This is a genomic window from Pseudomonas sp. PDM31, assembly GCF_019218965.1.
Classification (GTDB): domain Bacteria; phylum Pseudomonadota; class Gammaproteobacteria; order Pseudomonadales; family Pseudomonadaceae; genus Aquipseudomonas.
Genome location: NZ_JAHUWS010000001.1, coordinates 428967 through 450779, shown reverse-complemented (window position 1 = coordinate 450779; position 21813 = coordinate 428967). Strand labels below are relative to the sequence as shown.

Annotated in this window: 15 protein-coding genes, 1 pseudogene and 2 riboswitches; of the genes and pseudogenes, 6 read left to right on the top strand and 10 right to left on the bottom strand. The window is 61.9% G+C overall.

Features of this window, described 5'->3' with window-relative positions; translation table 11 throughout:
• The first annotated feature begins 207 nt into the window (after positions 1-207).
• Positions 208-792, top strand: a complete 585-nt coding sequence (gene nfuA / locus KW839_RS01780; protein WP_060540613.1) for a Fe-S biogenesis protein NfuA — start codon at positions 208-210, stop codon at positions 790-792.
• Between the two features lie 281 nt (positions 793-1073).
• On the opposite strand, the gene cobM is transcribed toward nfuA, so the two are convergent.
• From cobM to KW839_RS01760, 4 genes are all read right to left on the bottom strand, one after another.
• Complete coding sequence (gene cobM / locus KW839_RS01775; protein ID WP_218423201.1) at positions 1074-1820, bottom strand: precorrin-4 C(11)-methyltransferase; 747 nt, start codon at positions 1818-1820, stop codon at positions 1074-1076.
• An 83-nt stretch (positions 1821-1903) separates the two neighbouring features.
• Complete coding sequence (locus KW839_RS01770; RefSeq protein ID WP_060540615.1) at positions 1904-2317, bottom strand: cobalamin biosynthesis protein; 414 nt, start codon at positions 2315-2317, stop codon at positions 1904-1906.
• Positions 2314-3021: a CbtA family protein gene (locus KW839_RS01765; protein WP_060540616.1), complete on the bottom strand. Its 708-nt coding sequence runs from the start codon at positions 3019-3021 to the stop codon at positions 2314-2316. Before KW839_RS01765 ends, KW839_RS01770 begins: the two co-directional genes overlap by 4 nt.
• An 11-nt stretch (positions 3022-3032) precedes the next feature.
• Entirely contained in the window at positions 3033-3224 is a 192-nt protein-coding gene (locus tag KW839_RS01760) for a CbtB-domain containing protein (protein ID WP_060540617.1), read from the bottom strand.
• A 117-nt stretch (positions 3225-3341) separates the two neighbouring features.
• A riboswitch (cobalamin riboswitch) is annotated at positions 3342-3567 on the bottom strand.
• Between the two features lie 192 nt (positions 3568-3759).
• Positions 3760-3973, top strand: a riboswitch (cobalamin riboswitch).
• A 102-nt stretch (positions 3974-4075) separates the two neighbouring features.
• On the opposite strand from KW839_RS01760, the gene cobW reads away from it, so the two are divergent.
• The 4 genes from cobW to KW839_RS01740 all read left to right on the top strand — a co-directional run bounded on the left by cobW (position 4076) and on the right by KW839_RS01740 (position 11368).
• The gene (gene cobW, locus KW839_RS01755) at positions 4076-5143 is read left to right on the top strand and encodes a cobalamin biosynthesis protein CobW (RefSeq protein ID WP_218423200.1); all 1068 of its coding nucleotides are present in this window, start codon (positions 4076-4078) and stop codon (positions 5141-5143) included.
• Positions 5144-5146: 3 nt separating this feature from the next.
• Positions 5147-9013 (top strand): cobaltochelatase subunit CobN, encoded by a 3867-nt coding sequence (gene cobN, locus KW839_RS01750; RefSeq protein ID WP_218423199.1) that lies wholly within the window; start codon positions 5147-5149, stop codon positions 9011-9013.
• Positions 9014-9701: 688 nt separating this feature from the next.
• Positions 9702-10703 carry an ATP-binding protein gene (locus tag KW839_RS01745; RefSeq protein ID WP_218423198.1) on the top strand — a complete coding sequence of 334 codons (1002 nt, stop codon included), beginning with the start codon at positions 9702-9704 and terminating at the stop codon, positions 10701-10703.
• A 119-nt stretch (positions 10704-10822) separates the two neighbouring features.
• Positions 10823-11368, top strand: a complete 546-nt coding sequence (locus tag KW839_RS01740; protein WP_218423197.1) for a VWA domain-containing protein — start codon at positions 10823-10825, stop codon at positions 11366-11368.
• Positions 11369-11515: 147 nt separating this feature from the next.
• Here the strand turns inward: KW839_RS01740 and KW839_RS01735 are convergent, their stop codons facing one another.
• Positions 11516-12739 (bottom strand): NADH:flavin oxidoreductase/NADH oxidase family protein, encoded by a 1224-nt coding sequence (locus tag KW839_RS01735; RefSeq protein WP_218423196.1) that lies wholly within the window; start codon positions 12737-12739, stop codon positions 11516-11518.
• Between the two features lie 77 nt (positions 12740-12816).
• On the opposite strand from KW839_RS01735, the gene KW839_RS01730 reads away from it, so the two are divergent.
• Positions 12817-13221 (top strand): MerR family transcriptional regulator, encoded by a 405-nt coding sequence (locus KW839_RS01730; RefSeq protein WP_218423195.1) that lies wholly within the window; start codon positions 12817-12819, stop codon positions 13219-13221.
• Between the two features lie 43 nt (positions 13222-13264).
• On the opposite strand, the pseudogene KW839_RS01725 reads toward KW839_RS01730, so the two are convergent.
• The 5 genes and pseudogenes from KW839_RS01725 to wecB all read right to left on the bottom strand — a co-directional run bounded on the left by KW839_RS01725 (position 13265) and on the right by wecB (position 21723).
• Positions 13265-14375: pseudogene (locus KW839_RS01725) on the bottom strand (GGDEF domain-containing protein).
• On the bottom strand, positions 14359-15237 hold the full coding sequence (locus KW839_RS01720) for a DUF4434 family protein (protein ID WP_218423194.1): 879 nt from the start codon (positions 15235-15237) through the stop codon (positions 14359-14361). The pseudogene KW839_RS01725 and the gene KW839_RS01720 overlap by 17 nt, the downstream one beginning before the upstream one ends.
• Entirely contained in the window at positions 15237-18401 is a 3165-nt protein-coding gene (locus KW839_RS01715) for a phage receptor (RefSeq protein ID WP_218423193.1), read from the bottom strand. Before KW839_RS01715 ends, KW839_RS01720 begins: the two co-directional genes overlap by 1 nt.
• Complete coding sequence (gene nrfB, locus KW839_RS01710; protein WP_218423192.1) at positions 18398-20572, bottom strand: cyclic di-3',5'-guanylate-activated glycosyltransferase NrfB; 2175 nt, start codon at positions 20570-20572, stop codon at positions 18398-18400. Before nrfB ends, KW839_RS01715 begins: the two co-directional genes overlap by 4 nt.
• Positions 20569-21723, bottom strand: coding sequence for a non-hydrolyzing UDP-N-acetylglucosamine 2-epimerase (wecB, locus tag KW839_RS01705; protein WP_218423191.1), 1155 nt, complete (start codon positions 21721-21723; stop codon positions 20569-20571). Before wecB ends, nrfB begins: the two co-directional genes overlap by 4 nt.
• Positions 21724-21813: the final 90 nt, after the last annotated feature.

Sequence of the window (21813 nt, the reverse complement as noted above, 5' to 3'; positions counted from 1 at the left end):
GGGGAGGCGCCTGATAAAGAATTCTCAAGCGAGGACGTTATCGAAGCCGAAGGTGGTGACTGCGGTATATATGTACCGCCAAAAAACCGCAGTACGAGGGCGCGCGGGAGTCGGGCGCCATCGCTGGCACTTTCCTGACAAAAATACTGGGACTTTGTCCGGCGCGCTGATTGGCGTAAACTGCGCCCAAGCCTGCGAGGAGTTTCCATGACCGCTATTACCATTACCGACGCCGCCCACGATTATCTGGCTGATCTGCTCTCCAAGCAGAACACCCCGGGTATCGGCATCCGCGTCTTTATCACTCAGCCCGGCACCCAGTACGCCGAAACCTGTATTGCCTACTGCAAGCCGGGGGAAGAGAAGCCGGAAGACACGGCGCTTGGGCTGAAAAGCTTCACCGCCTACATCGATTCGTTCAGCGAAGCCTTCCTGGACGACGCGGTAGTCGACTACGCCACCGACCGCATGGGCGGCCAGTTGACCATCAAGGCGCCAAACGCCAAGGTGCCGACGGTCACTGCCGACAGCCCTGTCAACGAGCGGATCAACTATTACCTGCAGACCGAGATCAACCCGGGGCTGGCCAGCCACGGCGGCCAGGTCAGCCTGATCGATGTGGTTGAAGACGGCATTGCCGTCCTGCAGTTCGGCGGCGGTTGCCAAGGCTGCGGCCAGGCTGACGTGACCCTCAAGGAAGGCATCGAGCGTACTTTGCTCGAACGTATTCCTGAGTTGAAGGGTGTACGTGACGTGACCGACCACACGCAGAAAGAAAACGCCTACTACTAAGGTGTTCGCTGCGGCATGAAAAACGGCGCCCCGTGAGCGCCGTTTTTTTATGGGTGATGGATAACCTGTGCTGAGGGGCTTGCCTGTGGCGAGGGGGCTTGTCGGACCGCCGCACCGCCCCGCTCGGCGGCGAAGCCGTCGCAGTACCTCAATGCAAGGTTTATCTGGATGAATGCCGGGGGCCGCTTCGCGCCCCAGCGGGGGCAAGCCCCCTCGCCACAGGTAAGCCCCCCAAGCCTCCTTACTACAGGCAAACCCCCTCACCACTGGGGCAGGCGTGCTCAAGGTCTGTAAAGATGCGCATGCCCGGCGCGATACAGCGACGACTCGCTGAAATGATCACTGCCCAGCACCCGACCCACCAGGATCAACGCGGTGCGCCGAAACCCCTTGGCCTCAACCTTTGCGGCAATGTCCGCCAGCGTCCCCACCACCCAATCCTGATCCGGCCAGGTCGCCCGGTGAATCACCGCAATCGGGCAATCGGCACCGTAATGCGGCAGCAATTGGACCAGGATTTTCTCCAGGTGATTGACCCCCAGGTGAATCGCCATGGTCGCCCCGTGCTGTGCCAGGCTACCCAGTTCCTCGCCGGCAGGCATCGCGGTTTTGTCGGCGAAGCGGGTAAGAATCACGCTCTGGGATACGTCCGGCAGCGTCAGCTCTGCACCCAGCAGCGCCGCGCAGGCCGCCGTGGCGGTGACGCCGGGGACAATTTCGAAGGGAATATGCAGTTCGCGCAGGTAGCGGATCTGCTCGCCGATCGCGCCATACAGGCTCGGGTCGCCGGAATGCACCCGCGCGACGTCCTGGCCATTGGCATGGGCGGTCCTGATCAGCTCGATGATCTGTTCCAGGTGCAGTTCAGCGCTGTTGACCACCTGCTCGGCGCTATGACCTGCCAATACCGCAGCAGGCACCAGCGAGCCGGCATAGATGATCACCGGGCAGCTGCGAATCAGCCGTTGGCCCTTGACCGTAATCAGTTCGGGGTCGCCGGGGCCTGCGCCAATGAAGTAGACGGTCATGCTCGGTTCCTGTGGCAAAAAACGGCTGGGCAAGGCTTCAGATGAAGAATGCTCATGATCGAAGGTGGGGATTATCGGGGATTTTATGCCGCGCCAGCCAATGCCAGGGTTGCCTGGGCATATTTTTGTCGCGCAATCAGCAGCTTTGCCGGCGCCTGGGCCAGTTGTTCGGCCAATGCCAGGGCGGCGCTTTCCGCTACGCCGTAGCAGCCGGTGCGTTCGAAGGCGATTTGCGATTGATGAGTGAGATGTTGCTCATAGGCGGCAAGTTGTTCGCTGCTGAAGTAGGTCACCGGTAGCCCAAGCTGCGCGGCCAACTCGTTCAGGGCCGGCTCTTCGCGCTTGAGATCGATACTGGCCAGGGCCTTTATTTCATGCAATTGGATCTGGTGTGCTTGCAGCGCCTGCTCCAGTAGCGCCAGCAGCGTACTGACCGGGCAGCCGCGCTGGCAGCCCAGGCCGACCACGAGGGTCGGCGCTGCGCTGATGTCACTCATGCGTGGTATTGGCCATCGCTTTTGCGGCGGAACAACCAGGCGCTGATCAGGCCCAGGGCCAGCCAGAACGCCACGTTGGTCAACTGCGAAGCGATTTTGAATTGTGTCTCCAGCGCCTCTGGAGCGAGCATCGAATGCACTTCAGGTTGCGGCGCACCAATCAAATGGGGAACGGCGAGAGTGGCGACACCCAGGGCTTTCATCAGCCAGTGACGGCCGAAAACGATCAGGGCGATACCGACAGCCGTGCAAGCCGCGGTGCCGATCCACCAGAGCTGACGTTGCGCCAGGTCGGCCGCCGCGGTGCCCGGCAGTTCCGGTGGCAGGCCGAGGGTTGGCGCGAGCACGAAAGTCGCATAGCCGGCCAGGCCCCAGAGCAGACCCTGGGAAGTCCTGGTCGGAGCGCGCAAGGTATACAGGCCGGCCAGCATCAGGGCGAAGCCGACGGCCACCACCAGATTTCCCCCAGTGGTCGACAGCACGCGCTGCCAGCCGTCTTGCGGCTCCCAGGCTTCGGCGTCGTGGGTGTGGGCGGCGTTGGCGCCACCTGCGTGTTCATGGACTTCAACGGCGGCCGGCTCGGTTATTTCGTAGGTCTCGGCCTGCAATATCAACGGGGACACCCAGAAGCTTTGCAAGAGGGTCAGCAGCAGGGCGGCCAGAAGCCCGGTGAAACCTGCGGTTTGCGCGATACGCTTGATCATGTCGGCAGCTCTCAATGGCACGGAAAGGCAGAGCTGTGGCGGGTATCGTGAGCGGCGTTGTGCACCGCTTCGATGTGCGAGAAGCCGGCGAAGTAAACAAGGGATGCACCCAGGATCGACGCGCAGACGGCGGCGGTCAGACGCTGGGTCAGGGTCGTGGTGGTGCTGGCGGTGCTGTGGCCGGTGCTGCTGATGATCGACATGGCGTTTCCCTTTGTTCTGTCAGCGGGAACAAGAACGCATGCAGAGCCCTGCACGAGCGAGCGCGCAGAAGTTCAAACAGCGCCCGCCCACCGCGGGTTGTTGTTCAGAGACCGTACTGGTCACTTTGTGTTGCGGGCCGGTCTCCGGGCTCACGAGGGGCGCAGGCATCGCCTGAACCTGCAAGCATCACCTTCCCACGCCATATCGGCACAGTGGATCTGACGCTTCACTCGCTTACCGTTGCGGGGGCAGCACCGGACTGACATGGCTTTGGAGTAAAGCACATGATTCACCGGTTTCCCGTTTCACCCTGTGAAGGGCACCCGTAACAAGCGTGTAGGAGAGCATGGGCGGGGGTTGGGCGTCAATTGGCAAACGTTCTCATCGCAAACCGTGTCGCTCCCTTCGCGAGCAGGCCCGCTCCCACCTTCGGCCCAGTTCTGTCAGTGCAATACCGTCAAATGTGGAGCGGGCTTGCTCGCGAAGGCGACGCCGCAAAACCAATGTGAACATTGACCCGCCCCCGCACGATGCGTAGCCTTGCGCTTTCGAGGTTCTTCGGCGTTTGCCGAAGCTAAGAAGGGAACGCGGTCAATGCCGCGGCTGCCCCCGCAACTGTGAACGGTGATGTTCGTTGCCACGCCACTGCAGGCTCTCCATGAGGCCGGCGGGAAGGCGCAGCGAATGCCAGGTCGCCAAGACCGACACACCGTCAGCCAGGAGACCTGCCTCGATACAGATTCTGACTTTCAACCGGGCGGGGTGATCCGGTGGCGAATTCTTCCAGGCACGCGCGTGCGCGTTGCCGGTCGTCGTCCCGTATGCCCGCCACCTTGCCAAAGGGCATCCGATGAAAACACTGGCCAAACTCCCCGTCACCATCGTCACCGGCTTCCTCGGCTCGGGTAAAACCACACTGCTGCGGCACATGCTCGACAATGCCCAGGGCCGCCGTATCGCGGTGATCGTCAACGAGTTCGGCGAACTGGGTATCGATGGTGAAATCCTCAAGCAGTGCTCAATCGGTTGCACCGAAGAAGAAGCCAACGGCCGTGTCTATGAGCTGGCCAACGGCTGCCTGTGCTGCACCGTTCAGGAAGAATTCTTCCCGGTGATGCGTGAACTGGTCGCCCGCCGTGGTGACCTCGACCATATCCTCATCGAGACCTCGGGCCTGGCTTTGCCCAAACCCCTGGTGCAAGCCTTCCAGTGGCCGGAAATTCGCAGTGCCTGCACGGTAGACGCGGTCATCACCGTGGTCGACAGCCCGGCCGTCGCCGCCGGCACCTTCGCCGCATTCCCCGATCAGGTCGACGCCCAGCGAAAACTCGATCCGAATCTGGACCATGAATCGCCGCTGCACGAGCTATTTGCCGATCAACTGGCCAGCGCCGACCTGGTGATCCTCAACAAGGCCGATCTCATCCGCCCTGAAGATCTGGCCCGCGTGCGCCTGGAAGTCGCCGAAGAACTGCCGCCAGCGGTAAAAATCATTGAAGCCAGCAGCGGTCGCCTGCCGCTGGACGTGCTGATCGGCCTTGGCGCCGGCTCCGAAGAGCACATCGACAGCCGTCACAGTCACCATGACCATCATCACGATGGCGATGATCATGATGACCACGATCACGACGCTTTCGACTCCATTTCCATTGAACTGCCGCAAGCCGACGAAAGCCTGTTGCTGGATGCGCTGACCCAACTGGTGGTCCAGCACGGCATCCTGCGAGTCAAGGGCTTCGCCGCGATCCCGAACAAACCGATGCGCCTGCTGATTCAGGGCGTGGGCACTCGCTTCGACAAGCACTTCGACCGCCAATGGGGCGCCGAAGAAGCGCGGGTCACCCGTCTGGTGCTGATCGGCCAGGAACTCGACGCCGCTCAACTCGAAGCGCAACTGCGCGCCGCACTCAGCGTGTAAGCCATGCACCTGCTCAGGACCCAGCCCGGCGGTTTCGTGTCGGAGGACAACATTGCCGACCTTGGACAAACCCCCGCCGAACTGGTGATCCTGTGCAGCGGCGACTCCAGCCTGGCGTTGCTCGCCGAAGCGGCGCAGCAGTTGCCCGACGACTACCCGAGCGTGCGCCTGGCCAATCCGATGCAGGTACAGAACCATGCCTCGGTCGACTTGTATGTCGACCAAGTGCTGCGCCACGCCAAGGTGATTCTGATTTCACTGCATGGCGGCATCGCCTATTGGCGCTACGGTGTCGAGCGTCTGGTCGAACTGTCACAGCGCGGCGTGCAGTTGATCCTGGTGCCGGGCGATGACCGTCCGGACCCGGAGCTGAGCGACCTGAGCACGGTGCTTCCTGAAGATCGCGAGCGGCTCTGGCATTTCCTGCGCCAGGGTGGCATGGCCAATGCGCTGGACCTGTTTCGCTGCCTGGCCAATCGATGGCTTGCGCGTGATTATTCATGGTCGCAGCCTCAGGTACTGCCGCGCACGGCGATCTACCACCCGCATACAAGTCCCGCACGACTCAGTGATTGGCAAGCCGATTGGCAGGCCGGCCAGCCAGTGGCGGCGGTGCTGTTTTACCGTTCGCATTTGCAGGCGGCCAACACCGCTTTTATCGACGTGTTCTGCGAGCGCTTGCGGGCAGCGGGGTTGAACCCGTTGCCGATTGCACTGGCCAGCCTGAAAGAGCCCGCCTGCCTGACGGTGGTCGAGGACTTGTTGGATGAAGCTGAAGCAGGGGTGATTCTCAATACAACGGGTTTTGCCCAATCCAGTCCCGAAGCGCCGCATCTGCGACCGTTTCGCCGCAATATCCCGGTGATCCAGGCCATCTGCGCCCAAGACAACGAGCCCGGCTGGCGCGCCAGCGAGCAGGGGCTTGGCCCCCGGGATCTGGCGATGCACATCGCCTTGCCGGAACTGGACGGACGCATCATCAGTCGGCCGATCAGCTTCAAGGACCTGGCGTGGCGCAGCGAGCGCAGTCAGTGCGATGTGGTGTGCTACCGGCCACAACCGCAGCGCATGGATTTTGTCGCAGAACTGGCGCGGCGCTGGGTAGATCTGGCGCGCCTGTCCAACGGGCAAAAACGCATCGCCTTGATCCTCGCCAACTATCCCACGCGCGACGGTCGCATCGGCAATGGCGTCGGTCTCGACACCCCGGCGGCGGCGCTGAACATCTTGCGCGCGCTGCACACCGAAGGTTATCCGCTGCCGGCCGAACTGCCGGACAGCGGCACGGCGTTGATCCAGCAGTTGCTTGGCGGCGTCAGCAATGACCTCGACACCCTCGACCAGCGTCCCTGTCAGCAGAGCCTGGCCATGGACGAATACTGGCGGATGTTCAACGCTCTGCCCGAGGCCAATCGTGATGCGGTACTGCAACGTTGGGGCACGCCGGACAATGATCCGATGTGTCGCGACGGGCGCATGATGATTGCCGGTCTGCGGTTTGGTCTGACCTTCGTCGGTATCCAACCGGCGCGGGGCTATCAGGTCGATCCGAGTGCGGTGTATCACGACCCGGACCTGGTACCACCCCATGGCTACCTGGCGTTCTACTTCTGGCTGCGCAACACCTACGGCGCCCATGCCGTGATCCACGTCGGCAAGCACGGCAATCTCGAATGGCTGCCGGGCAAGGGCGTGGGGCTCTCGGAAAACTGCTGGCCTGAGGCGTTGCTCGGTCCGCTGCCGAACATCTATCCGTTCATCGTCAACGACCCGGGCGAGGGCGCCCAGGCCAAGCGCCGTACCCAGGCGGTAATCATCGACCACCTGATGCCGCCGCTGACCCGCGCCGAAACCTACGGGCCTCTGCGCGACCTGGAACTGTTGGCCGACGAATACTACGAAGCGCAGTTGCTCGATCCGCGCCGTGCCCGGGAGTTGCAGCGTGACATCCTGCAACTGGTACGTGACAGCCATATAGACCGTGAACTGCAACTGGACGAGGAACTCGACAGCGATGCCGATGCGGCGATCTGGTTGCCGCGCCTGGACACCTATTTGTGCGACTTGAAAGAGTCGCAGATTCGCGACGGTCTGCATGTGTTTGGCGAGTCACCCACCGGCCGTTTGCGAATCGACACCTTGCTCGCACTGCTGCGCATTCCTCGTGGCGATGGACGCGGTGCGCAGTCGAGTCTGCTGCGGGCGTTGGCCAAGGCGTTTGAATTGGCTTTCGATCCACTCGATTGTGCGTTGGCCGAGCCTTGGAACGGGCCGCGTCCAATTGAATTGCAAACCCTTAGCGATGAACCCTGGCGAATTACCGGCGACACCCGCGAGCGCCTCGAACTGTTCGCCGCGCAGCTGATTTCCCAAACATTGAAACACCCTGCAGGTATACCCGTACCCTGTGGGAGCGGGCTTGCTCGCGAAGGCGGTGTATCCGGCAAATCAATGTCGACTGACACTCCTCTTTCGCGGGCAAGCCGGCTCCCACAGGATTTCGTGTGGACTGAAGTCACCGCCATCCTCGACAACCTGCGCGATGTGGTTGCGCCACGCCTGGACGCCTGCGGCCCGGCAGAAATGTGCGGCCTGCTCGACGCCTTGAGCGGTCGCTTCGTCCCGGCCGGCCCCAGCGGTGCGCCGAGTCGTGGTCGTCTGGACGTCTTGCCCACCGGACGCAACTTTTACTCGGTGGACGTGCGCAACCTGCCGACCACCACCGCGTGGCGCATCGGGTTCCAGTCGGCCAACCTGATTCTCGAACGGCACCTGCAAGACCACGGCGATCATCTGCGTCAGCTCGGGCTGTCGGTCTGGGGCACCGCGACCATGCGCACCGGCGGCGACGACATTGCCCAGGCCATGGCCCTGATGGGGGTGCGTCCGGTGTGGGCCACCGGCAGCCAGCGGGTCGATGACTTTGAAATTCTGCCATTGAGTCTGCTCGATCGCCCTCGGGTGGATGTGACCTTGCGGGTCTCGGGTTTTTTTCGCGATGCCTTCGCCAATCTGATTCGCTTGTTCGATGCGGCAGTGCAAGCCGTCGCCGAGCTCGATGAACCGGACGACCTCAACCCGCTGGCGGCCAAGGTCCGCAGCGAACGTGAAGCACTGCTGCAAACAGGACTGGACCAGGATGCGGCACGGCGCCAGGCCGGCTGGCGCATTTTCGGCGCAATGCCCGGTGCCTATGGCGCGGGTGTGCAGGGCGCCATCGACGGACGCCTGTGGCAGAGCCGCGAGGACCTTGCCGAGGTCTACCTGAACTGGGGTGGCTACGCTTATGGCGGCGCCGACGAAGGCACCGCCGCTCGCGATCAGTTCGCCCAGCGGCTGAGTCAGGTGCAGGCGGTGCTGCAAAACCAGGACAATCGCGAGCACGACTTGCTCGATTCCAACGATTACTACCAGTTCCAGGGCGGCATGCTCGCGGCGGTCGAAAGCCTGCGGGGTGAAGCGGCTGCCAGCTATCATGGCGATCACAGCCAGCCGGACTTGCCGAAGATTCGCACCTTGAAGGAAGAGCTCAACCGGGTGATTCGTTCCCGGGCGGCCAATCCGAAGTGGCTCGACGGGGTCAAGCGCCATGGCTACAAAGGCGCGTTTGAAATGGCGGCAACGGTCGACAATCTGTTTGCGTTCGATGCGACCACGCAGCTGATTGATGATCATCAGTATGCGTTGTTGGCGGACGCGTATTTGCTGGACCCGGCGACCCGGGAGTTTGTCCGTGAGCACAATCCTCATGCATTGCGTGATATGACTGAGCGGATGCTGGAGGCGCAGCAGCGGGGGATGTGGAAAGAGCCGGGGGCTTATCGGGAGGCGCTGGAGAATTTGTTGCTGGATATAGAGGAAGAGGGGTAGTGCATTCAAAAGCCACCCCTCACCCCAGCCCTCTCCCCAAGGGGGAGAGGGGGAAAGGGAGCCGATCTCCAGTGCTTTCAGATACCGAGATCAACTCGATTTCCCAGGTCGATGTAATTCGACTAAACACCTCGTTAAGTCCCCTCCTTCCATGGGAGAGGGGGAAAGGGAGCCGATCTCCAGTGTTTTCAGATACCGAGATCAACTCGATCTCCCAGGTCGATGTAACTCGACTAAACACCTCGTTAAGTCCCCTCCATCCATGGGAGAGGGGGAAAGGGAGCCGATCGCCAGTGTTTTCAGATACCGGGTTCAACTCGATCTCCCAGGTCGATGTAACTCAACTAAACACCTCGTTAAGTCCCCTCCATCCATGGGAGAGGGGGAAAAGGGAGCAATCGCCAGTGTTTTCAGGTACCGGGCTCAACTCGATCTCCCAGGTCGATGTAACTCGACTAAACACCTCGTTAAGTCCCCTCCATCCATGGGAAGGGGGGAAGGGAACCAATCTCCAGTGTTTTCAGGTACCGGGTTCAACTCGATCTCCCAGGTCGATGTAACTCGACTAAACACCTCGGTCAGTTCCCTCTCCCTCCGGGAGAGGGCTAGGGTGAGGGCAGCAATCTAACTGGCACACCACAATCATCACTACCACCGAACCCCAAAGACCACGACCGAGACCCCCAAAATGACCGACACCCCCCATTTCCCCCTCTCCGCCGTGGTCGGCGCCGACGATCTGAAACTCGCCCTGTACCTCACCGCCATCGACCCGAAAATCGGCGGCGTGCTCATCGAAGGCCCTCGCGGCATGGCCAAATCAACCCTGGCCCGGGGCCTCGCGGACCTGCTGGCCAGCGGTCAGTTCGTCACCTTGCCCCTGGGTGCCACCGAAGAACGTCTGGTTGGCACCCTGGATCTCGATGCCGCCCTGAGCGAGGGGCGCGCACAATTCTCCCCCGGCGTACTGGCCAAGGCTGACGGTGGCGTGCTCTACGTTGACGAAGTCAACCTGTTGCCCGATCACCTCGTCGACCTGTTGCTCGACGTGGCAGCCAGTGGCACCAACCTGGTCGAGCGCGACGGTATTTCCCATCGGCATTCAGCGAAATTCGTGCTGATCGGCACCATGAACCCGGAGGAGGGTGAGCTGCGTCCGCAACTGCTCGACCGTTTTGGCCTGAATGTCGCCCTCGGCGGACACACCGCACCGGTCGAACGCGGCCAGATCATCCGTCGACGGCTGGATTTCGACAGCGACCCACAAGGCTTTTGCGCCGAATGGGAAAGCCCTCAGCAAGCCCTGCGCGAGCGTTGCCAGAAGGCGCGCAGTGCGCTGACCAGCATTCCCCTGGACGACGAAACACTGGCGCGGATCACCGAGCGCTGCTTTGCGGCCGGCGTCGATGGCCTGCGCGCTGATCTGGTCTGGCTGCGCGCCGCCCGGGCACACGCGGCGTGGCGTGGGGCGAGCGCTATCGCCGAGGAAGATATCGATGCGGTCGCCGAGTTCGCCTTGCGCCATAGGCGTCGCGAACATCCAGCGCCGCAACACGCCCAAGCCCCGCTGCCATCAGCACCGCAGCAGCCCAATCCAGGTGAAGGGCAGGGCCAGTGGGGCGAAATGCCCGCCAAGGCGCTGCCGGTCGGCGCCAGACGTGAAATACCGAGCTGGCCAAAAAAGCCTTAGGCATTCGCCCCCGTGCTGACGCGGGGGCGAATGCCAGACCCCGCGCCGGGCAGCTCGATCACGGCAGACAGGGCAAACGTCACGCCACACGCAACGGCACGGTCAATTGGCCGGGCACCTTGCTCAATGGTCGGCCGCAGCGGCATGACGACCTGTTGTTTCAACTGCGCACCCGTTCGCCCCATGAACTGTGGCTGGTGATCGTTGATGCTTCTGCATCGACCCGCCGTCATCAGGCGCTTAGCGATGCCAAGGGCTTGCTCGCGCAACTGTTCGACGACGCGTATCGCCAGCGTGCGCGCCTGGCGTTGCTGACGGCCAGTGGTGCCGAGCCGAAGTGGCAGGTGCAAGGGTTGAAGGCTTCCACGGGGTTGCGCCATTGGCTCGATGGTCTTGGTGCGGGCGGTGGCACGCCGTTGCTGGCGGCGTTGGCAGAGGCAGGGCGGTGGCTGGCGATACGACAGAAACGCTTTCCAGCGGAGCAGCAGCGGTTGTTGCTGGTCACCGATGGACGCTTGAAGGACTGGCCGGTGCTGCCTGAACTGGCGTGTCCCGGACTTTTGATCGACATCGAGCGTGGCCCGATTCGGCTGGGGCGCAGTAAGGTTCTGGCTGAGCAGCTACAGTCCGAATACCGGCATATAGACGAACTGTTTCCTGCCTGAATTCTTCTTTTTCTGCAGCGGTCCCTTCCCGGGCAAGCCCCGCTCCCACAGGGTTACTCGGTGTACACAACATCTGTGTTTCAACCGGATATCGTGTGGGAACGGGCTTGCTCGCGAAGGGGCCAGTGCAGGTGTCTTCAGTTTGAATTACTTACCCATCGCCTGCCGATACTGGCGGGTCCGCCTGCTGATGAACAACCGGTCAAGAATCAATGCCCATATCGCCGACACCTGCGGCTGGGTAGTGCGTCCGCGACTCAAACGGTGCAACTGAAATTTCACCACTGCTGAGGTCGCCAGCGCTGCCAGTGGTTTGCGTTTCCAGCGAATCGGCGACGTTTGCGGGTGGCTGTTCTGACCTTCGCGCCAGTGTTTGACCAGATGCGGTTCCAGGGACAGCGCGGTGCCGATCCCCGCCATGGCGATGCCGCTGTCCAGGACCTGCTCGACGATCGCCAGGCGCCGGATCCCGCCCGTCACCATCACCGGCATGCGCGCAACGCTCGCCAGGTCGCTGGCCATTTCCAGAAAGTACGCTTCACGGGCCAGGGTTCGACCGTCCCGTGCCTCGCCTTGCATGGCCGGCGCCTCGTAACTGCCGCCGGAGAGTTCCAGTAGATCTATCTGCTGCTCATTGAGCCACTGGATGACTTGCCGCGCATCGTCTACCTCGAAACCGCCACGCTGGAAATCCGCCGAGTTGAGCTTTACCGACACGCAAAATTGCGCCGACACCACCTGGCGCACGGCACTGACTACCGCCAGCAGCAGACGCGCACGGTTTTCCAGGGAGCCGCCCCAGCGATCAGTGCGGCGATTGGTCAGTGGCGAGAGGAACTGGCTGATCAGGTAACCGTGGGCCGCGTGAACCTGCACCCCGGTGAACCCGGCCTTTTCCGCCAGTGCGGCGCTGGTGGCGAAGCGTCGAATCACTTCTTCGATGTCGCCTTCGCTCATGGGTTTCGGTTCGGCGAACATCTTCGAGAATTGCCCCAGGTCCAGCGCCACCGCCGACGGGGCCAAGGCTTGCTGGCCAAGGTTGGCCAAGGTCTGGCGCCCGGGGTGGTTGAGCTGCATCCAGAACTGCGCGCCACCGGCGCGGCCAATACTCGCCCATTGGCGAAAACGTTGCAGGTGTTGCTCATCCTCCAGCGCAACTCCACCGGGACCGGTCATGGCGCGGCGATCGACCATCACGTTGCCGGTCAACAACAACCCGGCTTCGCCCCCGGCCCAGGCTTGATACAAGCGAAACAATGCCCGGTCGGGTGCCTGGTCCGCTGCCGCAAGGTTCTCTTCCAGCGCGGCCTTGGCAATGCGATTGCCGATGGTCTGACCGTTGGGCAAGTTCAACGTTTTGAAGGGCGACATGCTTGACTCCTCATCAGTGAAGAGCAGAGGCTAAGCTTAAAGTTAACTTTAATGTCAAGCAGGCAAGCGAGGCTGAAATGAAAATTGGTGAATTGGCGCAGATGAGCGGGTTTACCGCATCGCGCATTCGTTACTACGAAGCCCAGGGCCTGATACGTCAGGTTGCGCGTTCGGCCAATGGCTATCGGCGTTATCCGTCGCAGGCATTGCAGACCCTGCAAATCATCCAGTGCGCGCAGCAGGCCGGCTTCAGCCTGGAAGAACTCAAACATTTACTGCCGGATAACGATACGGGCGCGTTCAAGCAAGAAGAACTGATCGCCGGCCTCAACCGCAAGATCGGGCAGATCGAAGAGATGCAGCGGCACCTTGCCCATAGCAAGGCGCAGCTTCTGGATTGGATCGATATGGTCCAGGCCCGCCCCGAGGGCATGGCGTGCAGTGAAAATGCCGAGCGGGTAATGGCGTCGCTCAAGCATTAGCAGGTGAGCTTCAAAAACATCCATCGCAGACAGACAGCGCCGCTCACCTGTGTGAGCGAGCCTGCTTGCGATAGCGGTCCGATTGATGAAAGGTATAGCGGTCTTCCCGTATTTTTTGACTCATACAAGGCTTCATCCGCCTTGACCAACGCCTGGTTGAGCGTGTCCTCATCGTCTACCCGCGCCAGGCCGATACTGATGGTTACCGGGTGTTGCGTCGGTTGTTCGCGGACCACTCGACAAAGCTCTCCCGCCAATAACTCGACGTCCTCGCGGCGCACCCCGGCCAGGTAAATCGCGAACTCCTCGCCGCCCAGTCGCGCGTATTCAAAATTGGCCATGACCGATTTGATATCCGCCGCGACACGCTTGAGTACTTCATCGCCAATGTCGTGGCCGTAAACGTCGTTGACCTTTTTGAAGTTGTCGATATCGATCATCGCCAGGTAGTGATCGTGCGCCCGTACCGCGACCTGCACCTGTTCGTCGGCACGAGTCATGAATGAGCGGCGATTGGGGATTTCGGTAAGGGGGTCGATGTATGCCTGCTCCAACAGCAGCTTGGAAATGAGGTAGTTGTAGAGCTTGGCCCTGCGCAGGGTGATGAAGCTGTAGAGGGTCAGGGCGCAAAGGAAACCGCAGTAGCTGATGGTCATCACGACTTTGAGTTTGGACACATCGATACCGGTGTTGTAGAACGGATTGAGCACGGTCCAGGTGATCAGTTGCGCAGTGAAGAATGACCAGCGGCTCAGCGGCAGGACCGAGGCGCTGTAGAGCGTGGTAGAAGCCGCCAGCAACAGCCATGCGCTTTGATGTTCGACAGCCACTCCTTCGATCAGCAAGCGGGTGCCGAGTGTGATGGTGAGTACAAACAGCACGTTCAACCAATGGAAATGCCGGGCCTCGCGGATGAACATCAGGACGATGATCATGGCCGCGAAAGCACCGATAAACGGCAGCGAGCGCAAGGTGAATCGCTGCTCCCCCAAAAGGCTGAGGATCAAGTCATAGAGCAACCAGACAGTAACGCTGGCGACATAGATCAGCACGCAGAACTTGTGCAGCCGCTCGAATTCATGCTGGAGAAACTCCTTTTTCAGCTCCGAAGGTGCAGCGTTTTGCAGTACTTCATCTTCAATGGTTTTGTACATCGCTGACCTTGTACGTTCGCTGATTGTCGAGAATCACCTTGCCCCACGGCCGGTAGCGCAGGGAAAAAACTGCGGTGGGATGGCATGCAGCCGACGCGGCCCTTGGTGGCGCCGGTTCGGCACGGAAGGCCTGCCCCGCAGTGCTGACCTGGCGAAACGCCTCACGCACGATGCCGATGGAGCAGGGCAGTGCGCTGGCGTATCCGTCGCCTACCAGGGAAGGCAAACGCCCGGTGCCGGCACCGTCCTGCCACCAGACCTGTGTCCCGTTGCTCGCCAACTCGCCCAGCCACTGACCATTGACCCGCGGCGCCAGCTTGCCGGCGCTGAATGCGCTGATGTGCAGTGGCGCATCGAGCCTGGCGGCAAAGTCCTTGAGTTGGCGTTGCAGGGTCTGCCGGCGATCGACAGCCAGGAAATGCAGGTCATCGAGTTCCATCGGCAGATACCAGCCGCTTACCGGGAGCTTCCAGTCCTTGCGCAACGTCTGTTGCCGAGCCAGTGATTGCCCCAGTTGCGCCTGCCAGTAAGTCGCCAGACCAGTGCTGTCGAGTTCGTCGATGCGTTGGTAATAGGCCGGGTCCATGCGCAACCCCAGCACCAGCTTCAGGCCTTGGGCCTGCGCCAGTTTCAGGCTGTTGGCGAGCCAGCCATTAGCGCCGCCGAAGTCGGAATCCCCATAGGCCGTCCATTGCACGATCACGGTGTGGGTACCTTGCCGGGCGGTGTCCTGCCAGATCCGTTGCCATTGCGCCTGGCTCAGGTTGGCGTCGGCATTGAGCGGCTGATAGAAAATTCGCTCGTCAGCGCCGACCGTTGCGCTGCCCAGCAGCAGGCTCAAAACCAAAAGAAGTCGCTTCATCAGAAATTCAACTCCACGCCCAGCAGCACGCCGTTGCCGCCTTCGTACAGGTTACCGCCCAGGGATTGCTGATACTCGGTGCGAACCGTCAGGTGCGCGCGGTAGGCGTTGTAGATGTCGTCGTCGAACCACCATTGCCAGCGCAGACCCAGGCCGGTGCGCAGGTCCTGGCGCCAGTCGTTACTCGGGTCCTGCGTAGCGAACTCGAGAAAGCCATAGGGCATCAGGGTTTGCGCGCCGTTGAACGGCAGCTTCCAGGCGTGGCCCTGTTGAAAGCGTGACAACCATTGATGGTCTCCAGCCTTGGTCCACCAAGCCGCGTCGAGGTAGAGGAAGCGCTCTTCCCAGTCACTTTCATCCACTCGCCAGTCGTTGCGAAACCGTCCCTGATCGAGGAACGACGCGGTGGCACGCAGCAGGTAATCGGTGGTGGTGTGGCCGTCCTCCTTGTGGTCGTCGATCTGGTCCGACAGCTTGTCGGGGTTGAACATTTCGCCGAGGCTCAGGCCGTGGTTGTCCTGTTCGTCGAACTGGCTCTGTTTGTAGATCTCGCCGTAGAGGTTGATGTTGGCCGTGCCCCACGGTTTGTATCGCAACCCAACACCGGTCGCGATGGATTCGGCATAGCTCGTCCGGCTCTGGCCACCGAGCAGTACGCGACCGTAGACCGACAGGGTACTGCCGGCGCGGCTTGGTTCCTCACCCAGCGCGTGGTCCCACATCGCCATTTGCACGTTCTGCGATGTCGATCTGCGGCGAGTGCCCGTGCTTTCGTCAGGGCGCAGGAAGTCGTTGGTCGAGACCCCGGCAGGGGACCAGGTGCTGGCCACAGTGCGCGAATCGCGACGGGATAGGGTTTCATGGGCGCGACGCTGGCGATATCGCCGGGCTTCAAGGCTGCCGTCCTCATCGTCGGCCGCCACCGGATTCTGTTCAAGGTCGATGACACGGCGCAGTTCTTTGCGCGCCGAGGCGCTGTCCGCGACTTCGTCATAGCGCACGGCCAGGGTTTCGCCGAGGCGATAATCTTCGGGGAAGGCGCGAGTGGCGCTTTGCAGATAGGGGATGGCCCTGGCGCGTTCTTCTTTGGTTTGCGCTCCTGCCAGGCGCATGCCGTAGTCGGCGCGATAACGTGGATTGTCCGGCTCGCGGCGTACCGCTTCGGCCAGCCATGCGTTGCTTTGCTGCAGGTCGCCGGCTTTCTGTGCGGTGACCGATGCCGCGTAGAAATGCCCGGCATCCGGTGCTATTTGCAGGGCAGAGCGTTGGCGTTGCAAGGCCAGGCCATGATCGCCCCGGGCATCGGCAATCGCCGCGCCCAGGGCCCATTCGTTGGCACCCCGCGTGCGGCTTTGTTGCCAGTAGCGTTCAGCGGTCTGATAGTCGCCGGCAGTCAGGGCACTGCGACTGGCGGTGAGGCGGGCGTTGTCGCTGAGCTCGGCATCGGGAATGCTGCGCCAGATAGCCAGCGCGCCGGAGGCATCGCCGGCGGCATCCAGAGCGTAGGCCAATGGCAGGCGGCTGTTGCGGTCGCCGAGCTCTTGCGCAGTCTGGTAATACACCACCGCTTCACCGGGACGATCCGGCATGGCGCAACGACCGAGGGCGTGGAAGTCGCCGGCGCTTTGCGGGTTTTTGCCGACGGCCTGTTGCACTGCATCGCACTGACCGCTTTCTGCCAGTTGCGCTAGCAGTTGGCCGCGAGTGGCGGGGTCGACTCGATTGAGCAGTGACACCATGCGCTGTTGTTGCACCGGGGTGGGTGTCGAAGCGGCGTACAGGCCCGCGAGCCGCAGCAGCATCGCGCTCGGCAGCTTGCCGGCGTGGCGGTCATAAGCATTCTCGAGCAACTGTTGCGCGTGTTCACGCTGACCGGCGTTCAACGCCAGGTAGCTGGCCTGGTTGAGCGAATTGAGGTTGCCCGTCTGCTGGTAATGCCGCTCCCAGAGCGCCATCGCTTGCGCATTGTGCCCCGAAGCCTGGAGCAGTTCCGCCCGACGCCTGACCACATCGGCGGTCTGCGGTTGATCAGCCAGCCAGGCCACGATTTTGTCACTGCGACCCTGATCTTGCCAGGCGTCGAGCAGGCGCTCGCGGCGTTGGGTATCCCAGGGTTCCGGCAGGCGGGTGGTTTGCAACAGATCGACGGCTTGCAAGCGCTGGGCGAGGATCAGCCAGGTCTGCGGGTCGGCTTCGGGCGCACAACCTTGCAACTGCGTGAGCGCCGCCTGCGGGTCGTGACGCGATAACCACTCGGCGGTCTCCAGGCAGGGTCGTTGCAAGTCAGCGCTCAAGCGTTGCACGGTTGCACTGTCGCGGTTTTGCCGCGCCAGCTCCCACAGGCGCTGGCGTTGGGCTGGATCCACAAGGTCGGCGGGCGGCAATGTTTGCATCCAGCGTTGTGCCTGCTCGAAGTGGCCCATGGCAATGGCCCGGTCGACCATGGCCAGCCTTGCCTTGCGTGCCGATTGCGGGTTTGGTGCCTGTTGCAGCAATTGCTGCAGGGGCTGTTCGTCGAGGCGTTGTACATAGGCGTTGGCCAGACGTTGCCAGCCTTGCGCATCCAATTGCTTGCTGGCGGCCAGCGGGGCGAGTTCCTCGATGGTGCCGTTCCAGTCACGCAACTGCTCGGACCAATTGGCGCGGGCCAGGTGTAAAATCTTGTCATCGCCTTTGGGCGCCAGCTGTGCCAGCCAGTCATGGGCCCGGCCTGCGCCACCGAATTTGGCCAGGCTCAGGCTGTAGGCCTGCCACAGGCGCACGCGCTGGGTAAGATTGCTGGTGGCGATCCACTGTTCCACCTGATCGCTGCCGGGCGGGTCCTGTTCGATCCAGGTCAGGCGCAGGTTGAGCAGGGCGTCGCTGTTTTGCGGGTTGTCCGGCAACGCCTGCACGGCGTCCCTGTAGCGCCGTTGTTTGGCCAGGGCCTGCACCAGCAGGGCCCGCGCCTCATCGTTGTTCGGCACCTTCTCCAGCAGGTGGCGCATCAGACGCTCGACTTCGGCCCAGTTGCCTTTCTTTGCCTCGCGATAGCTGCGGTCCATGTAGGGGTAGCTGCGAAACGCCTCGAAATCGCTGAGCGGCCCGGCTTGCACCCACGCCGTCGTACCCAGGCTCAGCAGCAGGCTGCCAAGCAGGAAAGTGTGACGGTAGCCTGGCTTCATGCGGCCTCCCGGGCAATGCGGTAGGCGGCTTGCTGTTCGCTGGCCTGTTCAGTCAACGCCTGTGCAAGCACCTCCCGGGTGATCATGCCGCGCGCAATCAGGTGCTCGCCCAGGGACATCTGTTCGGCATCGAAGTCGATCAACGCCTGATTGAACAAGCTCGGCGGGACCATGCCGCGCACTTGCAGGAGAGTGCCAAGCAGGACCTGATGGTGACTGATGCGTTCGATCAAGGCTTCATCATCCTGATGCCGTTCCAGTACCTCGAGCATTTGCCGCACGTCCTCGTTTTGCCGGGGGCTGGGGTACCAGTAACGAATGCCCAGGGTGACCCGGCCCTGGGGGGCGAGGCGGCAACGTACCGGGCGTTTCAGCTGACGGCTGATCGCGCCCTGGGACACCTGGCTCACCGGGCCTTCGGAGGCCAGTACCAAAGTGTCGCCTTCTTCGGCCACCGGCAGCACGCCGTAATGGCTGGCGATCCGGCGCGGTACGGCGTCGATCAGGTGTTTGTCGAGCTTGAAAGGATTGAGTGGCGCCCATTCCAGGTCCAGTTGTCCGGCCAGGGTTTGCACCAGTTGCGTGGTGTCGATGTGACCGCGCAGCAAAAGCTCCCGGCCCAGGCGCCGGCGTACCGGGTTGGTCACCGCGGCTTCGAGCTGTTCTTCGCTGAGCAGGCCTTGTTCCACCAGCCGATGGCCCAGCGGCGTGCGCTGGGCCTGGGTCAGGGCTGGAAACTCATGGGTGGTCTTGTCCCAGGCCACGCGGCGCGAATCGCCCATTTCCATGACCTGACGCAGTGCGCGCAGGTTGGCGAAGAAGTTGACGAAGTTGCTCCACATCATGCGCGGCGCCGACAGCAGCCCTTCGACCAGTCCGTAATAGCGGGTGACGAACCAGCCACGCTGAAACAGCCGATTGAGCAGCAGGAAACCGTTGGCCCACAGCAGGACCTCGAGCAGCCTGCTGTCGGAGAGGATCGAGGGGTAGCGCCAGGCGTCCGGGGCAATCACAGTGATCAGCCACATCGCCAGCAATACCACAAACAGCAGATTGACCAGGAAACTCAACAGGTAAGCGATCAGGCCACGCCGGTCGCGCCAGAGGAAATAGTTGAGCAGACCCTTGGAACTCCAGCCGAGGTTCTTGGTGCCCTGGAAGACGATGCCGACGATCCAGCGCGACTTCTGCCTGATCGCGTGCTGCAAGTCCCGGGGGAAGTGCTCGCGCACGCAGATCACCTGGGAGAACGCGCGGTTCATGCCGAACACCCAGGGCTGTTCGAGCGCCAGGTTCGGGTCGGTCACCGAGTAGCGGGCGAAGATGCACTTCATGCCTTTCTGCTTGAGGCGAAAGCCGATGTCGTAGTCCTCGGTGAGGCTTTGCACGTCAAAGGCGATGCCATCGCCATCTTCGAGCAGGGCACTGATGGCCTTGCGACTGAAGCAGGTGCCGACGCCGGCGCTCGGCACCTGGCCGGTCAGCGCTTCGCGCACGATGACGTCCTTGCCGTGGTTCTCGGCGAACTCGTCGACATAGTGCCCGGCGGTGAAGCCTTTCCATTCCGGTGCGTAGGGGTAGACGGGAATCTGGATCAGGTCCTTGCCTGGCAACAGGTAGTTGAACAGGCGCAACTCCATGGGCGAAATCACGTCTTCGGCGTCGTGCAGGATGAACCCGGCGAACTGGATTTTCGCATCGCTTTCAAAGCGCAGGATCGCGTCTATCACGTTGTTCAGGCAGTCGGCCTTGCTGGTGGGGCCGGGCCGCGCGCACACCACTTTATGCACGTTGGGGTAGTGCTGGCAGACAGCATCGACGTCGGCCTGGGTTTCGGCGTCATTGGGGTAGGTGCCGACGAAAATCTGATAGTTTTCGTAATCGATGGTCGAGGCCGCCAGGCGCGCCATTTCACCGACCACGCCGACTTCGTTCCACGCCGGCACCATGATTGCCAGCGGTTTTTCAGCGATGGAGTAGAGGCGCTCCTCATCCGCGCGGCGGAATTTTTCGTAGATCCGCCAGCGCCGGATGAATTTGCGACTCCAGTAGACGATGTCGATGAACAGGTCATCGAGGCCGAGGATGAACATCAACAGGGCCAGGGTGATTGCAACGTATTTGAGTCCGAACAGCACATACGCGAAGAAATCGACAAAACCCAGGCTCATACGGCTTTTCCCGATACCGCGCGGTGCTTGAGCCAGACGCCAAGGCGATTGGCAATGCGTTCACTGGCGTGACCGTCCCCATAAGGACTGTGGATGCGGCTCATGCTCTGGAACGTGGTGTCGTCGTCGAACAACAGGCTTGCTTCCTTGACGATCCGCGCAGTGTCGGTGCCCACCAGCAACACTGTGCCGCCTTCGAGTACCGAGGGCCGTTCAGTGACATCGCGTAGAACCAGGAGCGGTTTGCCAATGGCCGGGGCTTCTTCCTGGATGCCTCCGGAGTCGCTGAGGATGAAATGTGCGCGGCCCATCAGCCAGACGAAATGCTGGTAATCCTGCGGCGCCACCAGGTAGATGTTGGGTTTGTCCGAAAGTACGCTGTACACCGCGTTTTGCACCTGAGGGTTGAGGTGCACCGGGTAGACGAACTGGACGTCGGGGTAGCGTTCGGCGAGGGTGGCCAAGGCCAGGCAGATGTTGCGGAACCCGCCGCCGAAGTTTTCCCGCCGATGTCCGGTGATCAGCACCATGCGCCGGTTTTCGTCGAGCACCGCCAGCGGCGAGTCGGCCGCCGGGTGCCATTGGGTTTTCTGTTGGTGATTGCGCATCCACACCAACGCATCGATCACCGTATTGCCGGTGACTTCGATGTTGGCCTTGAGCACGCCTTCGCGCAGCAGGTTGTCTTCGGATTTGGTGGTCGGCGCAAAATGCAGATCGGCAATGACGCCTGTCAGATGTCGATTGGCCTCTTCCGGCCAGGGCGCTCGCAAGTCGCCGGTGCGCAATCCGGCCTCCACGTGGCCGATGGGCAACTGGCGATAGAAGGCGGCGAGGGCAGCGATGAAGCTGGTCGTGGTGTCGCCGTGGACCAGCACGATATCCGGCTGTACTCGGCCATAGGCCTTGTCGAGTTGGGCCAGCATGAGTGAGGAGAGGTCATTGAGAGTCTGGCCCTGGGTCATTACCTGCAGGTCTTCGTCGACTGTCAGTTCGAACGAGTCGAGTACCTGCTTGAGCATCTCGCGGTGCTGGCCGGTGGAGCAGATGTTCAGGCTGATACCTGGCCAGTTGCGCAGGACCCGCGCCAAGGGGGCCATCTTGATAGCCTCTGGGCGCGTGCCGAAAACCATCATGACTTTGAATGACATGAAGCCTCCGTGGACCGCACACGCCGTTCACGCCCGCGGTTGTTTAGACCGTCTATTACTTGAATATTGAATAAAGCAGTCCGATAGGGG

Bases quoted from the DNA above. Each gene is read 5' to 3' on its own strand.
- wecB (WP_218423191.1), bottom strand. From the start codon at position 21,723: ATGTCATTCAAAGTCATGATGGTTTTCGGCACGCGCCCAGAGGCTATC.
- KW839_RS01770 (WP_060540615.1), bottom strand. From the start codon at position 2,317: ATGAGTGACATCAGCGCAGCGCCGACCCTCGTGGTCGGCCTGGGCTGC.
- KW839_RS01715 (WP_218423193.1), bottom strand. From the start codon at position 18,401: ATGAAGCCAGGCTACCGTCACACTTTCCTGCTTGGCAGCCTGCTGCTG.
- nrfB (WP_218423192.1), bottom strand. From the start codon at position 20,572: ATGAGCCTGGGTTTTGTCGATTTCTTCGCGTATGTGCTGTTCGGACTC.
- KW839_RS01765 (WP_060540616.1), bottom strand. From the start codon at position 3,021: ATGATCAAGCGTATCGCGCAAACCGCAGGTTTCACCGGGCTTCTGGCC.
- KW839_RS01745 (WP_218423198.1), top strand. From the start codon at position 9,702: ATGACCGACACCCCCCATTTCCCCCTCTCCGCCGTGGTCGGCGCCGAC.
- KW839_RS01760 (WP_060540617.1), bottom strand. From the start codon at position 3,224: ATGTCGATCATCAGCAGCACCGGCCACAGCACCGCCAGCACCACCACG.
- KW839_RS01735 (WP_218423196.1), bottom strand. From the start codon at position 12,739: ATGTCGCCCTTCAAAACGTTGAACTTGCCCAACGGTCAGACCATCGGC.
- KW839_RS01730 (WP_218423195.1), top strand. From the start codon at position 12,817: ATGAAAATTGGTGAATTGGCGCAGATGAGCGGGTTTACCGCATCGCGC.
- cobN (WP_218423199.1), top strand. From the start codon at position 5,147: ATGCACCTGCTCAGGACCCAGCCCGGCGGTTTCGTGTCGGAGGACAAC.
- nfuA (WP_060540613.1), top strand. From the start codon at position 208: ATGACCGCTATTACCATTACCGACGCCGCCCACGATTATCTGGCTGAT.
- KW839_RS01720 (WP_218423194.1), bottom strand. From the start codon at position 15,237: ATGAAGCGACTTCTTTTGGTTTTGAGCCTGCTGCTGGGCAGCGCAACG.
- cobM (WP_218423201.1), bottom strand. From the start codon at position 1,820: ATGACCGTCTACTTCATTGGCGCAGGCCCCGGCGACCCCGAACTGATT.
- cobW (WP_218423200.1), top strand. From the start codon at position 4,076: ATGAAAACACTGGCCAAACTCCCCGTCACCATCGTCACCGGCTTCCTC.